The organism is Arcticibacterium sp. (genome assembly GCF_055134445.1).
On the sequence record NZ_JBSRVI010000173.1, the window covers coordinates 1 to 20511 of the forward strand.

The following is a 20511-nucleotide window of genomic DNA, read 5'->3' on the forward strand; positions in this document are numbered from 1 at the left end:
GATTGAAATTATCGACTAACAATTCGGGCAACAATAGCTTTACTAGTTCTTCCAATTTTATAGATGTTAAATTTCTCCAAAATTCAGAATTTAACAGCTATCCCCCAACTTTTGTTCTTGGTCCCTCTTGACCCGTTTTATTAGCTATTACAGCGGTATTTATTTTGAGTTTTACGGCACAATTTAAGCTATGTTTAATATTTTAAAGAGCTGATAATAAATCTGTTTCTATTTCATAACATCATCTTCAAATCTGAAATATTACTTTTTGAGCATATGTCCGTATTTTAAGTATTTACTATTGGGGAAATGCTTGCCAACCTAGGGTGGTATTCTATTGGCAACTTATTGTATTAGCTTAACTAATAATAAATTTTATTTTTTTATACTTATGTCTAAGAATCAAGTTTAAAGACGTTTAGAGGGATAGTTTTCAATGGAAAAGCACCTGACAGAATAAAGAATGTTTTAATATTTATATTAAATATAATACTACTTTTACGCAGAATAATGCAATAAAAGTATGGCAACCTATCGAATAGAAAATAACGAGACGGAAGATTCAGTGCTTTGGATTCAGCTTAGAGAGGGAGATGAAGAGGCCTTTTCATTGTTGTTTAAAAAGTATTATCCTACTTTGGTAAGTTATGGTAAAACGTTATTAGATACGCCATACCTCGTTAATGATTGTGTTCAAGATGTATTTGTGGATTTATGGACTTATAGGAGTTCTATAAATGAATTTGCTAGTGCAAAGATTTATTTGATTTCAAGTGTTCGAAGAAGGATAGCCAACTTATATAAAAAGGAAAAACATTTACGTGATCAGAAAGATATTGATAGCGTAAAATCTTTATTTGATTTTTCTATAGAGGACCAAATAATTGTAGATGATGAAATGTATAACAAGGTAGAAAAACTTAATGTTCTCATAAATTCCCTCCCTCCACGTCAGAAGGAAGCACTTTGCCTTCGGTATCATCATGGTTTGAGTATAGAGGAGGTTTCAAAAATTTTGGACATGAACTACCAGTCTGCCAAAAACCTAATTCATAGAGCCATTTTACTTCTTCGAAAAGAATGGTCTGAATCGCTTCCTTTACTTATACCCCTCTGCTTCTACTTAAATTAAAAGTATTTCAAAAAAAAGTACCATTAAGTGAGTACCAAATTTTGAAACTCATCTCTCTGTTATTGAAAACAAGATCATGAGGATGAAGAATAGTTATAATACTATAGAGGATTTACTGGAAGACGAATCATTTAAGAGGTGGGTGAGGTTTCGGGAGAATAATGACTATTGGGAACAGTGGACTCTTGAGAGTGCTGGGCGTGCAAAGTTGGTAGAAGAAGCTAGAGTTTGGGTCTTAGCAATGAAATTTTCGGAGAAATCAATGTCCGAGTCGGTATTAAATGAAGAATTGGCGAAAACTCTTGAAAAAATACGGAGCAAAAAGACGATTCAAGTTTCAAAAAAATGGCTTCATAGAGCATGGTTTAAAGCAGCCGCTGCAGTATTTCTGTTTGGCACTATCTTCTTGGGGTATCATCATATTCAAAACCTTTTAGAGCAAGTTGGGAATCATTTAGTAGAACAAAATTCGGATGGCCTCATAGAACAAATAAATAATTCTGATAAACCTCAATTAATTACGCTCGCCGATGCCAGCTCTGTATTGCTACAGCCTAAAAGTAAACTTAGCTATCCTAAAAAGTTTAGTCATATAGATCGCAAGGTATACTTATCAGGGGATGCTTTTTTCGAAATCAGTCACGATCCGGAAAAACCTTTTTACGTATACTCTAATGAGGTAGTTACCCAAGTTTACGGTACTAGTTTCAGGGTTAAAGCCCGTATAGAGCAGTCTAATGTTGAAGTCTCTGTTCGCACAGGAATAGTGAAAGTCAGTTCGGTTCATGCCATAGAAAATGACGTAAAAGAAGATTTAACCTTACTACCAAATCAGGCTGCACGTTTTTTTAAAAAGAAGCTTGAATTTGAAAAAATAGAAGATATTACTTTGGATAAATCCATTTTGGAAGCTAAAAGTAGTATAGAGCATTTGAGTTTTGATTTCAAGGATATTCCTGTACAACAAATTTTCAAGACCATAGAACAAGCATATGATGTGGAGGTGAACTTTTCTCCTGAACTTTTACGCTCATGCTACCTCACCACTTCTTTAAGCGATGTACCATTGCCTGAAAAGCTTAAAATTATTTGCGAAAGTATAGGTGGAAACTCTCGTTTTGAGATGAATGGCGACCAAATTAATATTATTTCTGAAGGATGTAATTAAACCAATTAATGCCTATGTAAAAAAAATACAAAAAAAGCGTCGAAATGAAATTACATTTTCGACGCCAAGTTTTCCGAATTAACCTCTGCAAAGGTTTCGGGAAATGTAAGAAAATACCTAATAACGAAGTATAACCTTAACACTCAAAAGTATGGAAAAATGTTTATTTAATAACGGCTTACTGTATAAGATCTTGAAGATTTCCCTAATACAAATAGTGCTTTTACTCTCAATGGTGAGCCTTTCTTTCGCCACCCCTGTTAATGGGCAAGAGTTATTGGACACGAAAGTGACCCTGTCACTTTCTAATGTCAGCCTCGAGAATGCCTTGACTTATATTGAAAACGAAACAAATGTGAAGTTTTCTTATAGATCTAGAATGGAGGAAATGAAAGAGAAAGTTAATATTAAAGCGGAAAATGAACCTCTTATTAATGTTCTCTCACATATTCTTAAGCCACTAAATCTCAATTTTTCGGAAGTAAGCAAGCGTATAGTTTTACGCAAGGGTCTGGAAAGAAAGTTTGTGGAAATAGAGAGGCCAGAAATTATAATACCTAAATACCTAACTATTAAAACTGCTGATATCACTGTTAAAGGAACGGTTTCTGACGAAAGTGGAGAACTCATACCTGGTGTAAGTATCATAGTCAAGGGAACAACACGTGGTACGACTTCTGATGTCAATGGCTCCTATTCCATCCAAGTTCCAGACAATACAGCTTCATTGATTTTTAGTTTTGTAGGTTATGAAGCTCAGGAGATAGTGGTAGGTAATAAGACTATTATTGACATTTCACTTAAATCAGATCTCAAAGCACTTGAAGAAATAGTGGTTGTTGGGTATGGTACCCAGAAGAAAAGTGATTTGACGGGTTCGGTTGTATCGCTTGGTGAAAAGAATTTCAATAAAGGTGCGATAGTTTCAGCCGATCAACTATTGGTGGGTCGTGCCCCTGGTGTTCAAGTTACACAATCTAACGGTGAACCTGGTGGAGGCTTTTCTGTTCGGGTTAGAGGAAGTAGTTCCATTACTGCGGGTAATGACCCACTATATGTAATTGATGGATTTCCCATAGATAACTCTCCGCTTTTAAGCTCTTCCCCTGGAGGGAAAATAGCACAAAATAACTCACCTAGAAACCCTTTAAATTCATTAAATCCAGCTGATATCGAGTCGATTGAAATACTAAAAGATGCATCAGCTACAGCTATATATGGTTCAAGAGGTGCAAACGGTGTTATTTTGATCACCACAAAAAAAGGCTCTAAGGGTGGTGGACTTGAAGTTGACTATAATCTATATACATCCACCCAAACTGTGGCAAACAAATTGGACGTGATGAATAGTGAAGAATACATCCAAGCGATTAATGAAATTAGTGTGGCACAGGGTCAAAACCCTGTTTATTCCGAGCAGCAAATAGCCGAAATTAGATCATCCGGAGTAGATACGGATTGGCAAAATGAAATCTTTCGTCGAGCTCCAATCAACAGCCACGCATTGACTGTAAAAGGGACTCAAAACAATACGCAATACTATTCCTCCCTTAACTACTTTGACCAAAAAGGGATTATTCAAAATTCAGGAATTAATAAATATATTTTCCGTCTAAATCTGAACCAGACCATCGGAAAGAAGCTCAAATTTGGAATTAACACAAATGGAAGTTTAGTAAAGGATGAATTTGTTTCATATGGTCAAGGAACTGTAACTAACGCAGGTGTTATTAATTCTGCAATTGACTTTGAACCTACAAAACCGATTTACGATAGTAATGGGAATTATACGGAATCAAGTACTTTACCAAATCTTGATAATGCCGTTGCCATCTCTAATTTAATTGACAACAATGCTGTAACAAACAGGATTTTACTCAACACTTTTGCTGAATATGAGATAATAGATGGTTTAACAGGAAAAGTATACTTCGGAGCTGATAGACAAAATCAAAGAAGAGACACCTACATTCCAAGTACTTTGCGAAGAACTCTTGGAATATCAAACGCTTCGATTGCTACGCTTGAAAGAAATAGTTCATTGTTTGAAGGTACCTTGTTCTATAATAAAAAACTTCATGAAAGCCATACAATAGGTGTGCTTGTGGGCTATACATTTCAAAGTTTTGACAATAGAACTTTTAGTGGAGATATTTCTAATTTCTCCTCTGACTTAACAACCACTAATAATTTAGGCCTTGGGGATCCAGCTACGGCAGTGCTCAGAAGTAATTTATCAGACAACACCTTGTTGTCATATCTAAGTCGCATCAACTATAATTTTAAAGATAAATTATTGTTGACTGCATCCTATAGAGTCGATGGCTCTTCACGTTTTGGTGCAAATAATAAGTTTGGTTTCTTTCCTTCGGTGGCATTGGGGTATCGTCTTGAAAATGAAGACTTTATTTCGGATCTTGGTTTTTTTGATCAACTAAAAGTAAGGGCTAGTTGGGGACAGACTGGAAATCAAGAGATTGACAATTTTGCATCATTAGGTACTTTTACAGGTGGGGTTGCGGTAATAGATAATAAACTCACAGCTACAGCCTCTCCTGCTCGTCTTCCGAATCCTGACTTGAAATGGGAAACTACGGAACAAACCAACTTCGGTATCGACTTTGGTATAGTCAACAATAGAATAAGAGGCTCTGTTGATTATTTTGCCAAGAACACGAAAGACCTACTTTTAAACCTTCCGCTTCCTGTGTCAACAGGTTTTCAAACGGTATTATCCAACGTCGGTTCCGTCCGAAATAAAGGACTTGAATTTATGCTGGAAACTGAAAATCTCACAGGAAAACTAAAATGGAAATCTGGATTTAATTTCACTAAAATCAAAAATGAGGTTTTAAGCTTAGGAGGAGATATTGAAGAAATTATTGCAGGTGAAGTAGCCTTTACGTCACAATTTGCCTTGGTAAGACCAGGTGAAGCTTTGTATTCTTATTATGGACATAAAGTTATTGGAATTTTTCAGGATGAAGAACAAATTAAAACTACTCCCACGCCAGCTGCGGGAGCAAAGCCAGGGAATCCTATTTATGCCGACATTAATAAGGATGGTATTATTGATAATAATGACCGCACGGTACTAGGCTCACCGTTTCCGAAGTTCACTTATGGTTTAAGTAATAACTTTAGTTATGGTGATTTTCAATTGGATGTCTTCCTACAAGGTCAGCAAGGTTCCAGTGTTTTAAATAATAATTTGATGCTTTCACTTTATCCTGCAAATACGCCTATCAATCGACTTGCAGAACCTATTTTGAATCGCTGGACACCTACAAACCCCTCTAACACTTGGCCGTCGTCTGTAAACCCTTCTACTTATGGGGTGCCAGAAGGTAACAGTTTAATAATTCTGGATAATTCTTTCTTGCGTATTAGAAGTGTGCAATTAAGTTATAATCTCCCGACAGTAAAACTAAAATGGATAAGAGCCGCATCCATTAATCTGAGTGCACAAAACCTGTACACTTTCACCAAATATCTTGGTTTTGATCCTGAAGTGAGCTCTTTAGGTCGAAGTGGAATTGTAGTTGACTACAATGCTTACCCAATGGCCCGAACTTACAGCTTGGGATTAAATGTAGGTTTCTAAAAGAATGGTGTTACGTATTCTCTAAATAACAAAAACATGAAAGATAATTTTGCAAAAATATTGATGCTAAGCATCGGTTCTATGTTCATCAGTAGCTGTCATGATCAATTGGTAGAAGTACCTGCAAGTCAGCTTAACCCTGAAACTCTTTTGGTAACGGAAAAGGGAATGGACGCCCTTTTATTTTCGGCCTACGGTGGTCTTCAGTTTGCTAATCAGGAAATGGTTACCAAAATATATATGTCTGAATGGCCCTCCGATATTACATGGCAGCAAGGTGGTTCGCTTAATCGGAATGCCGTAAAATATATGGATTGGGTGTGGACACCTAGTGATTTCTTACAGGGTGAGCCACCTTGGAACAAGATGTATCAGGCCATTAGAGATGCCAATCTAATCTTGGATGAAGTTCAAAACGTTAACAGCACAGAAAGCTATAAAAAACTGGTTACGGCAGAAGCCCGTTTTATTCGTGCTATGGCGTATGATTATCTTTATGGCTGGTACGGAAATGTGCCATTATTTACTAAAAGTCTCACACCCGAGAACTTAAAGAATGGGCAAGGTGAAGAAGCCGCTTTTCTTAAATTCATTTCAGATGAGTTGGAGGCGGTAGTTCCTGAATTACCAAATCCTGGACAAGAAAAGTCTTATGGAAGAGCTAACAAGGGTGCTGCTCTTGGAATACTAACTAAATTTTATTTAAACACTAAAAATTGGCAGAAGTCTGTCACTGCTGCAGAGCAATTGATGAATTTGAAATATTATCAATTGGAGCCGGATATTACTTCACTTTTTAGTGTCGATAGGGAAAGAAATAAGGAGTTCATATTTGTGGATCCCTGTGTCAATGTGAATAGGAATAATATCATTCCAGTAACCATGTTACCAGATCGGTATGCTTATATACCAGGAGGAAATTTTGGTGCAAATACACAAACGTATGATTCATTCATTAACTCTTTTGAAAGTAAGGATGACCGTCGTAAAATGTTTATTACTGAACATAGGGATACTAATGGACAATTTGTCGTATTACTTGGCACTAAGGAAAAACCAATAAATAAATCAGTTTCGGCTAAGTTTATACAGGATCCTCTTGCTACCCAAGGAGGCCATGGCAATGACTTTCCTATAGTTCGCTATGCAGATATATTAATCTCCTTGGCAGAGGCATTAAATGAAATGAATGGCCCGAATGCAAGGTCAATTGATCTCATCAATCAAGTGAGGAATAGAGCCAATGCAACTCCGATTACACTTGCCTCTTTCGCCACAAAAGATGCACTCCGAGATTATATAAATACCAAAGAAAGGGCTTGGGAGTTTTTCACAGAAGCCAAAAGAAGAGAGGATTTGATACGTAACGGTACTTGGGTTTCTCAAGCAAAAGCACGTGGAAAAGTCAATGCCAAAGAAAGCATGATACGCTACCCGATTCCCCAAGTTGAAATTGACGCTAACCCAAAAATTCAGCAAGTTGCTGGTTACTAAAAAAATACAAACTATGATAACAATACAGAATAGATATAACTCATGGAGTCGCTTTAATTTTAAGTTTTTTCAAACTATCATTTTGTTAAGTATTCTGGCATGGAATAATGAAATCTATGGCCAAGAAAGACCAAATGTCATTATTATGATGTCTGATGATCAAGGATATGGTGATATTGGTTCTCACGGAAATCGAGATTTACAAACACCAAATATTGAGTCCATTGGGCAGAAAGGAGTGGAAATGACACATTTCTTTACTTATCCCAGTTGTTCGCCTACAAGAGCAGGATTGTTGACAGGTCGTTATCCATTTCGTACGGGGGTCATTGGCGTTACTCAAGTGGAACATTTGATGAATACTTCGGAACAAACAATTGCAGAAATATTAGGTGGTAATGGTTATCGTACCGGTATTTTTGGGAAATGGCATTTGGGAGATAATTATCCAATGCGTCCTACAGATCAAGGCTTCCAAGAAGCCTTGGTTCATAAGGGCGGAGGGATAGGACAAGCGGCTGGACCAGAAGGGAATAGCTATTTTGATCCTATACTGGAGCATAATAATGTCTCGAAAAAAATGAAGGGCTATTGTGACGATATTTTTACAGACGCCGCTTTAGATTTTATAGGTCAGTCCAAAGGCAAGCCTTTTTTGGCTTATTTGGCTACTAATTTACCTCATTTCCCTCTAGAGGTGCCTGATTGGCGTGCACAACCTTATCGAGATAAAGGTCTTCATGAAGATAATGCTTTAACCTATGGTATGATAGATAACATAGATTCAAATGTAGGTCGTGTATTAGCTAAACTCAAAGAATTAGGGATTGAAAAAAACACCATTGTTATATTCATGTCGGATAATGGTCCTAGAGATAGACGAACCAAAAATGACGTTTATCCTGGCCGATGGGTGGCTAACCTTCGTGGCACAAAAACAAGTGTTTATGAAAGTGGTATAAGGGTGCCTTTTTTCGTGAGTTGGCCTGGTAAAATACAGACCGATTCAAAAGTGAATTCAATGGGAAGGGTAATAGATATTTTGCCAACTATTTTAGAGGCATGTCAAATTCCAATTCCAAAAGATTTAGACTTGGATGGGCAGTCCTTATTACCTCTTTGGCAAGGAAAAGCATATAATAATGAGGAAGATGCATTTTTTGTTCAATTACATGGCGGACCAGTTTCTTTCAAATACATGCATTTTGCAGTCCGTACTCAAAAGTATAAGTTAGTAGCACCTCAAGATGACCCTCACAATATTTTGTATCAACCAAAAGATGCAGAATTGAAGAATGTTCTGGCGAGATTAGAACTTTATGATGTAGAGAACGATCCAAGTGAGCGAATCAATTTGGCAAAAAAATATCCAGAAATAGTAGAAGATTTACTGAGAAAATATGAGGATTTCTTTGACAAAGTAACAGAAGAGAGAGAGGGAAAAGGAATACAAAGAATTCATATTGGCACTAAAAGCCAGCCTAATGTAAACTTATCGAAGTTTGATTGGGGAGGATTAAGGGCACTTTCAGGTAGTCAAATAGGCACTTTAGGTTACTGGAGAGTTCATTCTGAAGCTAAAAACTATCGTGTGGTTATGCATTTTCCTGAATTAAGGGAGGACGGAACAGCTCATTTTAAATACAATGAAGTGAATGTTGAAATGCCTGTACGGAAAGGGCAAAATAAGGCCGTTTTTGACAGTATAAGCTTACCTGAAGGAGTGGGTAATCTTCATGCTTTTCTTAAAATAGATCGCTTACCTATGGGGCCAAGCTTTGTAGATGTTGAATTAATAAAGAAATAGTATAATGAATAGGTTTGTAAATGGAATGTTGCTAGTCACTTGTCTGGCAACATTTTCATTTTTTCCAAAACAAAAAAAGAAAACTGCACCCAATATATTGTTCATTTTTACCGATGACCAATCTCACAGAACTGTCTCTTGCTATGAAGACGCAGAGGCCTTTGCTAGTACTCCTAATATTGACAGGCTGGCAGCAAATGGTATTCGCTTTACAGATTCATATGTAGGCCCTTGGTGTGCTCCCGCAAGAGCCATGATGATGACAGGCAAGATGCTACATAATATCAACGGGATTGATTTTTCAAAATACCCAGATATTCAGCACAATCCTGATGAATTCCGTATGTGGCCTAGCGTTTTTAGAGAGAATGGTTATACCACAGCATTAATAGGGAAATGGCATTTAGGGGCCGAATATGGACATGGCACAGTCTGGGATCATTCTATAGTTTGGAATCATTCAGAGCCTAAGAAAGCTGGGGATTATTACAGCGACCAGAAATTAAGATTTGATGGGGGCGATTATCAGGCTGTTGGAGGGTATTCAACAGATAACTATACGAAATATGCGAAGGATTTTATTGAAAAATCGCACGATAAACCTTGGGTATTATGGCTTTGTTATGATGGCATTCATGCTCCTCATACTCCTGCCAACAGACACTTAGGAGCTTATGATGAAGCAGAACCAGTTGAAATTCCTAAAGATGTTTTTCCGCCAAGACCTACCAAACCCACCTACATGCAAAATTATGCCATGCTTTCACCTGATGCAGAAGGTGTTCCCATTTCTCATCGTCTTGGACTGCCTTTGCCTAAGCTTGTGCAGAAATACCAAAGTGCCGCATTATCTATAGACGAAGGAGTAGGAGAAATTATGGAGACCTTAAGAAGAACAGGTGCCTTAGAAAATACAGTGGTTGTTTTCACTTCGGATCAAGGCTTGGCCATGGGGCATCATGGAATGACCATTAAAGTAGCACCGTACGATGACAATATTAGGACACCATTGATCATTAAACTTCCTCAAGAAACAGAAGGGAAAGTTTGTCGTATTCCTGTTCAAGGCCTTGACTTAATTCCTACTTTTTTTGAGCTAGCGAATATAAAATTGCCCTGGCAAATGAATGGGAAAAGCCTCATCCCTTTAATTAAAAACCCAGAAAATGATTGGAACCGCCCCGTTGTCTTAGAAAACTTTAGTATGAAGTTTGGAGCAGAAACAGCCACCGGGATTACAGACACCCTTCCTAATCAAGGGATAGACTGGTGGATTTCATTACGAGACGGCAAGTTCAAATATATACGAACTTTGAGGGAGAATGAAATAGAGGAGTTGTATGACCTAAATCGAGATCCAAAGGAGCTTATAAATCTTGCTTTACGCTCGGAATATAGTGATGAACTAAAAGTATTCAGAAAGAAACTTGAAGCTCAATTAAAATCTACTGGAGCCGAACTGGTTAACAACTGGCCTGCTCCAAAAGGAGAATAGACTCAGTTTTTTGCGAAAGATTAACCCCGAAATAGAAACAGTTAAATGAGGTCTTTTTTGTTTTAATTTTTCTAAAATCCGACCAGGGGCTACCTACTACTGAACATAAACATTCTTAAAGCCTTTATATGTTGAATTATACTTCAGATTGTATTTAAAGCTTCAAGCTAGGTAAGAGGGGCTGTTTCAAAAGAGAGAGACAGCCTCCTTTTACTTATGGGTCTTCCTTTTTCTAGGCTCTGAGGTTTTTGAGTTAATACTTAAAGACTAGACTTATTTTTAATGCATAGAATTAAAGCTTCAAACGAGCTTCATAAAATACCGTATTCTTGAAGCTATCCAAGTGCAATTTAGTGATGGTCTCGGTTTTGTACTCCGTCATATTAGCTATAACCGAAGTGGATTATCCAAGTTGTGATAGGCCTGTAGCAAAGCTATGTATTGCAACAAGGGATGATAAGGAAGTTGTGATTTTAGATCTTTTACCCAAAAGTTGAAGGCTGTTGTTCACTTTTCTATCTACTTTATCCATCCCATTGTGAATAGTGCTGGTTTTTAGATAAAATGGGAAATACGTAATCATTCACAGCTCATACTTAACTAAGAAAAACGGAATAGCAAGGTTTATGTTCCAAATCTTGTCTTACCAACCCTACATTTGACCTTTCTTGGCAATTGGAGGTATAATCTAATCATCTTCATTTTAGTTTTTTAGGTTAAATAGCTTTTATTAAGTCTTTTTATCTGGCTAAGTTGGTTAGTTAAGATTTTAACAGTTTCTTTTTATTACTCAAAAAGCTATATTTGTTATCTAGGCTTAATTGCCTTTATTCAACCAGATTTATGAACGTAAAGATAAAATTTGCCTTACTGGCCTTTGGCCTGTGCATAAGTATAGCCGTTTTTGAGTCCTGTAACTCTTCCGAAGCAGCAGAGACTACGATTCCTGATAGAGTCGATTTTAATTTCCATATAAGACCTATTCTTTCAGATAGATGCTTTAAGTGCCATGGCCCGGATGCCAATACCCGTGAGGCCGACTTGCGTTTAGATACGCCCGAAGGTGCTTTCGCTGCTCTGAAAGATTCGCCAGACGCACATGCCTTGGTTCCAGGAAAACCCAAGCTTTCGGCTGTTTATCAGCGTATAATAGCTGAGGATAGCACGGAAATGATGCCCCCAGTGGAATCAAATTTGAAATTAAGTGAATTTGAAATTAAGCTGATTAAAAAATGGATAGAGCAAGGGGCGGAGTACAAGCCTCACTGGGCGTTTATTGTTCCTGAAAAATCTGAATTGCCTAAGGCAGATAAAGATTGGGTTCATAATGAACTGGATTATTTTGTCTATGCCAAAATGAAAGAAAAAGGCCTTTCTCCCAGTGAGGAGGCGTCAAAAGAACAATTATTGAAACGTGTATATCTGGATTTGATAGGTTTGCCACCAAGCATTGAGGCACAAGAAAACTTCTTGGCAGATGATTCCGAAGGTGCTTTCGAAAAAGTAGTGGATGAGCTTTTGAAAAGTAAACATTATGGAGAACGAATGGCTCTTCCTTGGCTGGATGTAGCCAGGTATGCCGATTCCCATGGATACCAAGATGATGGTCTGAGAACGATGTGGCCATGGAGAGACTGGGTGATTCATGCGTTCAATGAAAACTATTCTTACGATAAATTTTTGCAGTGGCAGCTAGCTGGAGATTTGATTGACAAGCCTTCCAAAGAATCTATTTTGGCTACAGGCTTTAACAGAAATCATAAGATTACCCAAGAAGGAGGGGTGATTGATGAGGAATATAGAATAGAATATGTGACAGACAGGGTGAATACTTTCGGCAAAAGCTTCTTGGCTTTGACTTTTGAATGTGCTCACTGCCACGACCATAAATATGACCCTATTTCACAGAAGGAATATTACAGTTCTTTCGCTTTTTTTAACCAGGTTCCAGAGAAAGGATTGGTTGGGGATATTACATTGGCATCATTGGCAGATCCGCCCAAAATGGAAATTACCAATAAAGAGGTGAAAGATATTTTTAAGTTTATCAATAAAAAAGATACGGTAAAACTTGAGGTTATGGTCATGGAAGACCAAGACAAGTTCCGCCCTACTTATTTATTAGAAAGAGGAAATTATGACGCACATGGAGAAGAGGTTCCTTTTGGCTTGCCAAAAAGTATCTTGGATTTTGACACGACTAAATTCACTCCAAACAGACTTGGTTTGTCGAAATGGCTGATAGATAAAGAGAATCCTTTGACCGCGAGGGTTTATGTCAATAGAATTTGGCAACAGTTTTTTGGTATGGGAATAGTAAGAACTGCGGGAGATTTTGGCATGCAAGGAGATTTGCCTTCTCACCCAGAACTGTTAGATTGGTTGGCAGTAGATTTCCAAGAAAATGGATGGAACATTAAAAGATTAGTGAAGCAAATAGTGATGACTGCCACTTATCAGCAGTCTTCTAAAGTGGAGAAGAAACATCTTCAGACAGACCCTACCAATATTTACTTAGCTAGGAGTAGCAGAGGACGCGTTTCGGCAGAGTTGGTCAATGATTTGGTACTGTCAAGTTCCGGTTTACTGAACGACGAAATAGGTGGGCCGAGCATTAAAGCATATCAGCCCGATGGTATTTGGGAGGGGGCTACTTCTGGGAGAGGAGTTTTGGCCAAATATGTACAAGACCATGGAGATGATTTGTATAGAAGAGGAATGTACGTCTTTATTAAAAGGACTGTACCACCACCATCCATGTTGATTTTTGACTCCAGCAATAGAGACCAGTGTGAGGTTCAAAGAATTACGACCAACACACCATTGCAAGCACTGGCTATGTTGAATAATCCTACGGTTTTGGAGGCTGCTAGAGTGTTGTCTGAAAAACTGGTGGATGAAAATGCAAAGGATAAATTAGCGACGGCATTCCGAATGATACTTTGTAGGAATGGAGAGGAAAAGGAGCTTGACCTATTGGAAGAATTTTTTGAGGAAGAGTTGGCCTTCTTTAAAGAAAATCCTGCTAAGGCTAAAGAGACGCTGAAGGTAGGAGAGTATAAGAATAATATTGGGGTAAAAACGGCTGAAAAGGCGGCCTTGATGACTTGCATTCAGCTGATGTATAATATGGAGGAGGCCATCACTAAAGTATAAATTATGGATAAAGATTTTATAAATAACAGGATGAACGTTAATCGGAGGCATTTCTTAGGAAAAGCCGCCGCAGGAATTGGAGGGATAGCTCTTGGTTCTTTATTGATGCCAGATTTATTTAAAGGTGGTAAAGGGCTTACTGAGGGTTTGCCTGTTGGAATCCCGCATTTTGCCCCTAAGGCTAAAAGAGTCATTTATCTTTTTCAAAATGGTGCTCCTAGCCAGTTAGAAAGTTTTGATTATAAGCCCAAGCTCAACCTAATGGCAGGTCAAGATTTACCAGAATCTATCCGAAATGGGCAAAGGTTAACGGGAATGAGTTCTGGTCAAAGTAAGTTTCCTTTGGTGGGATCTTATTATGATTTCAAACAATACGGAAAATCTGGAGCTTGGATAAGTGATCTGTTTCCAAACATTGCCAAAATAGCCGATGATATATGTATTGTTCGTTCCTTGAACACAGAGGCTATAAACCATGATCCAGCTCTTACTTTTATGCAGACAGGTTCTCAGATAGGGAACAGGCCAAGTATGGGTGCTTGGATGAGCTATGGACTTGGAAGTGAGAATCAAAATTTACCTGCTTTTACGGTACTTCTTTCTAGAGGAAGAGGAAACGGACAAGGAGTTTATTCTAAACTGTGGTCCAATGGATTTTTAGATTCTACGCACCAAGGAGTTCTTTTTAGCAGCGGTGAAGATCCAATTTTATATTTGAACGACCCAGACGCCATGAGCAAGGCATCTCGTAGAAAGATGTTGGACAAATTGGCGGAGCTAAACCATATGGGTTTTGATAAAAATGGTGATCCAGAGGTGCAAGCTAAAGTGCAACAGTATGAAATGGCATACCGTATGCAAACTGCTGTGCCAGAATTAACGGACCTTTCTAAGGAATCTGATGCTACCATAAAAATGTATGGACCAGAGTGTTTGGTGCCAGGTACTTATGCGGCTAATGCCCTTTTGGCAAGAAAGCTTTCAGAATCAGGAGTACGTTTTGTTCAGCTATATCATCAAGGCTGGGACCAGCACGGAAACTTGCCCAATGAAATGGCCTTACAAGCAGAAGAGGTAGATAGAGCATCGGCTGCACTGGTAACGGACCTGAAACAGCGAGGAATGTTAGATGAAACTTTGGTGATTTGGGGAGGAGAGTTCGGAAGAACCAACTATTGTCAAGGAGGATTTACAGAAGATAATTATGGTAGAGACCATCACCCAAGAGCCTATAGTATATGGATGGCAGGTGGAGGTATTAAGCCGGGAATGGTTTACGGCGAAACAGACGAGTTGGGATACAACATTATAAAAGACCCAGTTCATGTTAATGATTTTCATGCCACAGTGTTAAATCAAATGGGTTTAGACCACGAACAATTAACGTATAAACATCTAGGCAGAAGATACCGACTGACAGATGTAGCAGGTAAGGTTATTAATGATATTATATCGTAAAACAAACGAGTGTTTGGTAAATGAATAGAGTTCAGAAAGTTGCTTCGCCCATATTGATTGTGCTCAATGTGATGCTCGTTTTTTTGTTGATTTTTGAGTCAAAGGTAGATTTGCCACTCATTTTTGCTTCTTTAGGAAGGGTGCATCCACTGTTGTTACATTTTCCTATTGGCGTTTTTTTTGTGGCCGCTTTTTTACACCTAGGAGCTAAGTTTTTCAAGGAAACCAAGCTAGACGATCTTCTTATATTCCTTTTTCTTGTTTCTGCCTTTTCCGCCGCCTTTACGGCCCTTTTTGGCTTTTTTTTAGGGCAAGAAGCTGGTTACTCTGCGGAGCAGTTAAAGTGGCATAAATGGTTAGGTATTTTATCCAGTCTGATTCTCTGGGTGGCGTATATGTCATTAGAGAAATCTTGGCGATACAGCAAACACTTGACCGTAGTTGCGGCCATTATTATCTTAATCACGGGGCATTTAGGAGGAGAAATCACACATGGAGCCAATTACGTTTTAGCTCCGCTTCAAATAGAAAGCAAAAAGCCTTTCGACCCTAACGGCCCTATTTTTGCAGAAGCCATTAATCCTATTTTAGAAGCCAAATGCTTGTCTTGTCATAACGACAAAAAAATGAAAGGAGAGCTTAATATGGCTTCGCTTTCAAAAATTATGAAAGGCGGAGAAGATGGCCCAATTTGGCTTGCGGGTGATGCTTTAAATAGTCATATTATTAAAAGTGCCAAGCTGCCTTTAGAAGATAAGAAACACATGCCACCCAAAGGCAAACCGCAGTTAACGTCTTTAGAAATAGCCATTTTAGAGCGTTGGATAAACCAAGGAGCTAAAGCAGAATTAAGTTTAGCAGAATTATCGGAGGGAGATTCACTTCGTCAAATGGTTATGAAGCAGTATAGTGGGAGCAAAGAAGAAAAAACATACGATTTTTCTGCAGCTTCGGAAAAGACGATAGCCGATGTGAAAACGCCATTTTGTACAGTGGAGGCATTGGCTTTGAACTCTCCCGCTTTGAAGGCCAATTTTTATGTCACGGAAAGATATGACCCCGCTACCTTGTCAAACTTAAAAAAGGTTTCAGAACAATTGGTGGAGTTAAACCTTGCCAAAATGCCGGTGAAAGATGAAGACTTAAGTTTGATTGCAGGCTTTGAAAACTTGGAAAAATTGGTACTCAATAGTTCAGCTATTACGGGAAAGAACCTTGACGTTTTAGCCAAGCTGAAAAATTTAGTAAGCTTAAGTTTGAGTGGCTGTGCTTTAGAAAAAGGAAGTTTACAGAAACTGGCGAAGTTCCCTGCTCTTCAACAGCTTTTTGTGTGGAACACAGGCTTAGATGTAGCGGATATAGATGCTTTTGAGAAATCAAATAAGAAAGTTGTTGTTTCAAAAGGTTTTGTGCCTACAGATGATGACATGCTTAAAATCAATCCACCGACATTATTAAGCAAGTCTGTTATTCTAAAAGCAGGTGAAAAAGCTCAGCTGAAACACGGACTTTCGAATGTTGAAATTAGGTACGTTATTGACCAGACTAAGATAGATTCTGTTAGTGGTACAATTTATAAAGACGAAATACCATTTGAAGGTTTTTCCAAGGTGAAAACCTTAGCCACGAAAGATGGATGGTACGCTTCGGATATGAGAGAATTTGCTTTTTTTAGAAGCAGTTTTAAAGCGGATACTGCTTGGTTGCTAGCCCCAACCAATAGCCAATACCCAGGTGTGGGTAGCGGTACAGTGATTGATCAAAAGCAAGGAGATAAAGCTAATTTTAAAGATTTTGCCTGGTTAGGCTTTAAAGGAAGTGATGCGGAGATTTTGTTAAAAACAAATTCAAAAGATAAAGTCAAAGGACTAACCGTGAGTTATTTGAAAAGTGCTGGGAGTTATATCATGCCTCCCAAGGAAATTCAAGTTTGGGCTGGAGATAATCGGAACGCTTTAAAACTAATAGGAACAAAAAGCCCTGAATCTTTACAGGAGCAGGGTCAAGTAACTTATGAAGGTGTAAACTTTACTTTGGATAAGTCTTATAAATTCATAAAAGTAATAGGTAAGCCCATTGACAAACTACCAAAATGGCATGGGGGAGCAGGGCAGAAGGCATGGTTATTTATTGATGAAATTTATCTGTACTAATCCTTTTTGGTTCTAAGAATCCATGAGGCTAATAGGCTAATGAAAAGGCCCATGGGTAGTATTTCTAATAAGGTGATTCCGAATTTGTAAAATGGGTTTTGGTAATAGGTCATTGATTTTTCAATGTCCGATAAAGCTTTTGACAATTCTTCAGGAGAAAGCTTTTTACTGTTCAAATCGTTCTTGTACATGTCGGCTATTCTTTCGTTAAGCTCTGGGTTTAATCCAGATATTATCATCCAAGCCACCGTATAAATTAGGGCACTTATGATGGCAATTAAAGCTCCTGTTTGCAAAGCTTGCTTAAAAGTAATTTCACCATCGAGCGTTTTCATTTTGTGCTCCTTTATTCCCAAAAAGATAAGAGATAAAGCCACCGCCATGCTGATATAACCAACCATTTGCGAAGAAGCCAGTGAAGATTCTTTAGACAGCATTATAGGGGAAAAAATCGCCATTAGGGTGGCCTGAATCCCACCAGAAATTAATCCAAATTTTAATGCTGATTTGTTCATGATGATATGGTATGAGATGTAATAACTATGCCTCTTTTAAAAGGAGTCTATTCTAAGATAAGAATTTTCTGCCTTTTACTGCAAATAGGAGATGTCAATAATTTATGAATTTTCTCAGTACCGTAAAAAGTATCATTTTTTATAACCGAATTTTGGCTTAAATAGAAGATGATAACTAAGGATAAATGTTTTTGTAATATATAATGAAAATAAAAGCCACCTCATTCTTGAGGTGACTCTTGGTAAATTTAGCAGTGTTATTTTTTGAATTTTTTAAAGAAATCACGGACCTGCTCACCAGCTGCTTCTCTACCACCAAGACCAAACATAAGGGCAAATGCGACAGCAATGGCTCCTAGGGTAAGACCGAATGCCAATTCAACAATTTCATTGGCAATACCCATTTGACGTAAGGATATAGCAATAAATAAGGCTAGTATGACATACTTGGCAATATTTGCTATCAGCACGTTCTCCTCTGATTTATTGATGAATTTATATGCCATGTTGGCTAAGAAATTTCCTAATAATAAGATGACCAATCCAAAGAGAATTTTGGATGCTAGAACTAAAACGTCATTTAAAATATTAGTCAGAGCCTCAAACTCCAACTCACCAGCTGCGGTGGTCGCACCCAGAAGTAGTATCATGAAAGTAGCGACATTTCCGACTAGGGAACTAAGCTTTTTCTCCCCTGTAATTGAAGTTACATTATATTTCGAAGCATATTCGTTGATGCCAATATTTTCAAGAATCCCTTCTAAAAGTTGCACAACATATTTTCCTACGAAATAAAATACAGCCATAATAACGACAGCTAAAATTATTCTAGGTATGGCACTAAGTAAGTTGGTGAAAAGAACCTTGGCCGGGTCGGTAATGATGTCCATTTTAAGATAGTCTAAAGCCACCATTAATATGGGAACGAAGATGATTACGAAAACAATCTTTTTTAAGATGTTACCTAAATCTAGGTTTCCTAAGTTTAATTTCGATGAATAGTTATTAATGGCATCACCCGCCATTGAAACTAATTCTGAAACAAACTGAGCCAAATAGTAGCCAATTACACCAATGACACCAGCACCTATAATATGAGGGACGGCCTGCATAAATTTAGAAAGCATGTCTTTAAGCGGTTCCAAAACGTTACTTACGCCGAGAATTTCCAGAGCTATAAGTGAACCCATTATCAGAAGCAGGTAATGCACCAGTTTGCCAATAAGTAGGGAGGGTTTTGGGTTTCCTTTCTCTACCATTTTTTGGTCAAAAGGGGCTTTTTGAACAAGTTTGGTAATAAGTCCTGAAATGAATTTAGCAACCACCCAGGTGATAAAAAAGATTAGCAGAGCAGATAATGCTCTTAAAAGTCCTGGGCCTATCATGCCGGAGAGCTGTGCTCCGAAATTTGAATCCGTAAAGCCTTGTAGTTGATTTTCCATGTGTCAGATATTTAAGTGTTATAAATTAATAAGTCTTGCAAAAGGTGCAGTTAAAAGAAGCAAGGATGTAGCAAGAAGTCTTTAATTTTGGACGTAATGAAACCAAATAAGTCACAATTACCTCATTATGAGTTCTTTTAGGATGTGGATTTTGTGTATTGTGAAGGCTCTCTTAGTTTACAGGAATATTAAATTAGATTTTTTTATTCACTGCTTTAGCCAACAATAAGTTAATTGACCATTTAAAGAACCGCTGTCAAAAGTAGTTTAGCTGATGAAATTATCTAGTTGTTTTTGGTAGCGTGCCCAACTGAAAATTTAAAGCCAAGGTTTATGAGAATGACCTTGATAACAGGTTTAATTTGGATTCCGCGGATCTTAAAAAGTTAGTTTTTGAAATATAACCCGACTTCAAAAAAGTCGGGTTATTATTTTAAACCATTTAATATGAGTAATCTTTACCCACACTATATATAAACTGTACTCCTCTAAAATACAACACTTTATTTATAAAATACAAAAGTGAGCTCTTTTTTTTATTTTTCGGTCGAATAAAGGGTAATAATCCCGTGGTCTTTTTTCGTTATAGTTACGTAATTTGATTATTGAATCTAAACGACAAAAATATGAGTGCATCTGAGTTGTTTTTTACACTACTACAAATCTTATTGCTTCTTACTGTCCCTGTCTTATTGGGGTATGTGGCAAATAGATTATATTCTATACTAAAAAGACCTTCTAGAAAGGGGCTTAATTATTATAGAAGAAATTAAAAGAAAGAGGTTTTTTCATTTAGGTTAGGGTTAATAGTAAAAATCTGGTCATCCACTAGGATAGACTGGATTTTTCTGTTAAAAGACTAATTATTAAGATGATATATGTTATATTGTAGATGAATCCACATTTATATATACATGAAAGTCTTATATCTGTCTATAATTGTTTTTCTAATTTCTGGTTCATTATTCGGCCAATCTCCACCAAATATTACTACTGAGCCTTATTTAGAAGGAAGCTTTGTTTGTTTTAATACCACTGCCATAATAAAAGCAAATGTATCCAATGCCAACAGCTATGAACTTCAGAT

The 20511-nt window shown here is 37.6% G+C and carries 11 protein-coding genes; 9 read left to right on the top strand and 2 right to left on the bottom strand.

Going from position 1 to position 20511, the window contains the following annotated elements:
• Positions 1–523: 523 nt before the first annotated feature.
• The 9 genes from ACTBZY_RS22855 (at position 524) to ACTBZY_RS22895 (ending at position 17467) form a co-directional block, all read left to right on the top strand.
• Positions 524–1132 carry an RNA polymerase sigma factor gene (locus ACTBZY_RS22855; protein WP_463048718.1) on the top strand — a complete coding sequence of 203 codons (609 nt, stop codon included), beginning with the start codon at positions 524–526 and terminating at the stop codon, positions 1130–1132.
• Between the two features lie 82 nt (positions 1133–1214).
• Positions 1215–2300 carry a FecR family protein gene (locus ACTBZY_RS22860; RefSeq protein WP_463048719.1) on the top strand — a complete coding sequence of 362 codons (1086 nt, stop codon included), beginning with the start codon at positions 1215–1217 and terminating at the stop codon, positions 2298–2300.
• Positions 2301–2493: 193 nt separating this feature from the next.
• Positions 2494–5904 carry a SusC/RagA family TonB-linked outer membrane protein gene (locus ACTBZY_RS22865; RefSeq protein WP_463048720.1) on the top strand — a complete coding sequence of 1137 codons (3411 nt, stop codon included), beginning with the start codon at positions 2494–2496 and terminating at the stop codon, positions 5902–5904.
• A gap of 36 nt (positions 5905–5940) precedes the next feature.
• Entirely contained in the window at positions 5941–7398 is a 1458-nt protein-coding gene (locus ACTBZY_RS22870) for a RagB/SusD family nutrient uptake outer membrane protein (protein WP_463048721.1), read from the top strand.
• A 13-nt stretch (positions 7399–7411) separates the two neighbouring features.
• On the top strand, positions 7412–9205 hold the full coding sequence (locus ACTBZY_RS22875; protein WP_463048722.1) for an arylsulfatase: 1794 nt from the start codon (positions 7412–7414) through the stop codon (positions 9203–9205).
• Between the two features lie 4 nt (positions 9206–9209).
• Entirely contained in the window at positions 9210–10700 is a 1491-nt protein-coding gene (locus tag ACTBZY_RS22880) for a sulfatase family protein (protein WP_463048723.1), read from the top strand.
• An 843-nt stretch (positions 10701–11543) separates the two neighbouring features.
• A complete protein-coding gene (locus tag ACTBZY_RS22885; protein WP_463048724.1) occupies positions 11544–13856 on the top strand; it encodes a PSD1 and planctomycete cytochrome C domain-containing protein in 2313 nt (770 codons plus the stop codon).
• A 3-nt stretch (positions 13857–13859) separates the two neighbouring features.
• Positions 13860–15314 (top strand): DUF1501 domain-containing protein, encoded by a 1455-nt coding sequence (locus ACTBZY_RS22890; RefSeq protein ID WP_463048725.1) that lies wholly within the window; start codon positions 13860–13862, stop codon positions 15312–15314.
• A gap of 20 nt (positions 15315–15334) precedes the next feature.
• Positions 15335–17467, top strand: a complete 2133-nt coding sequence (locus tag ACTBZY_RS22895) for a c-type cytochrome domain-containing protein (protein WP_463048726.1) — start codon at positions 15335–15337, stop codon at positions 17465–17467.
• Here the strand turns inward: ACTBZY_RS22895 and ACTBZY_RS22900 are convergent.
• Together ACTBZY_RS22900 and ACTBZY_RS22905 are read right to left on the bottom strand one after the other, a co-directional pair.
• A complete protein-coding gene (locus ACTBZY_RS22900; protein WP_463048727.1) occupies positions 17464–17982 on the bottom strand; it encodes a DUF4199 domain-containing protein in 519 nt (172 codons plus the stop codon). The two genes, ACTBZY_RS22895 and ACTBZY_RS22900, sit on opposite strands and share 4 nt — an antisense overlap.
• Before the next feature lie 257 nt (positions 17983–18239).
• A complete protein-coding gene (locus ACTBZY_RS22905; RefSeq protein WP_463048728.1) occupies positions 18240–19424 on the bottom strand; it encodes a mechanosensitive ion channel in 1185 nt (394 codons plus the stop codon).
• Positions 19425–20511 lie beyond the last annotated feature (1087 nt).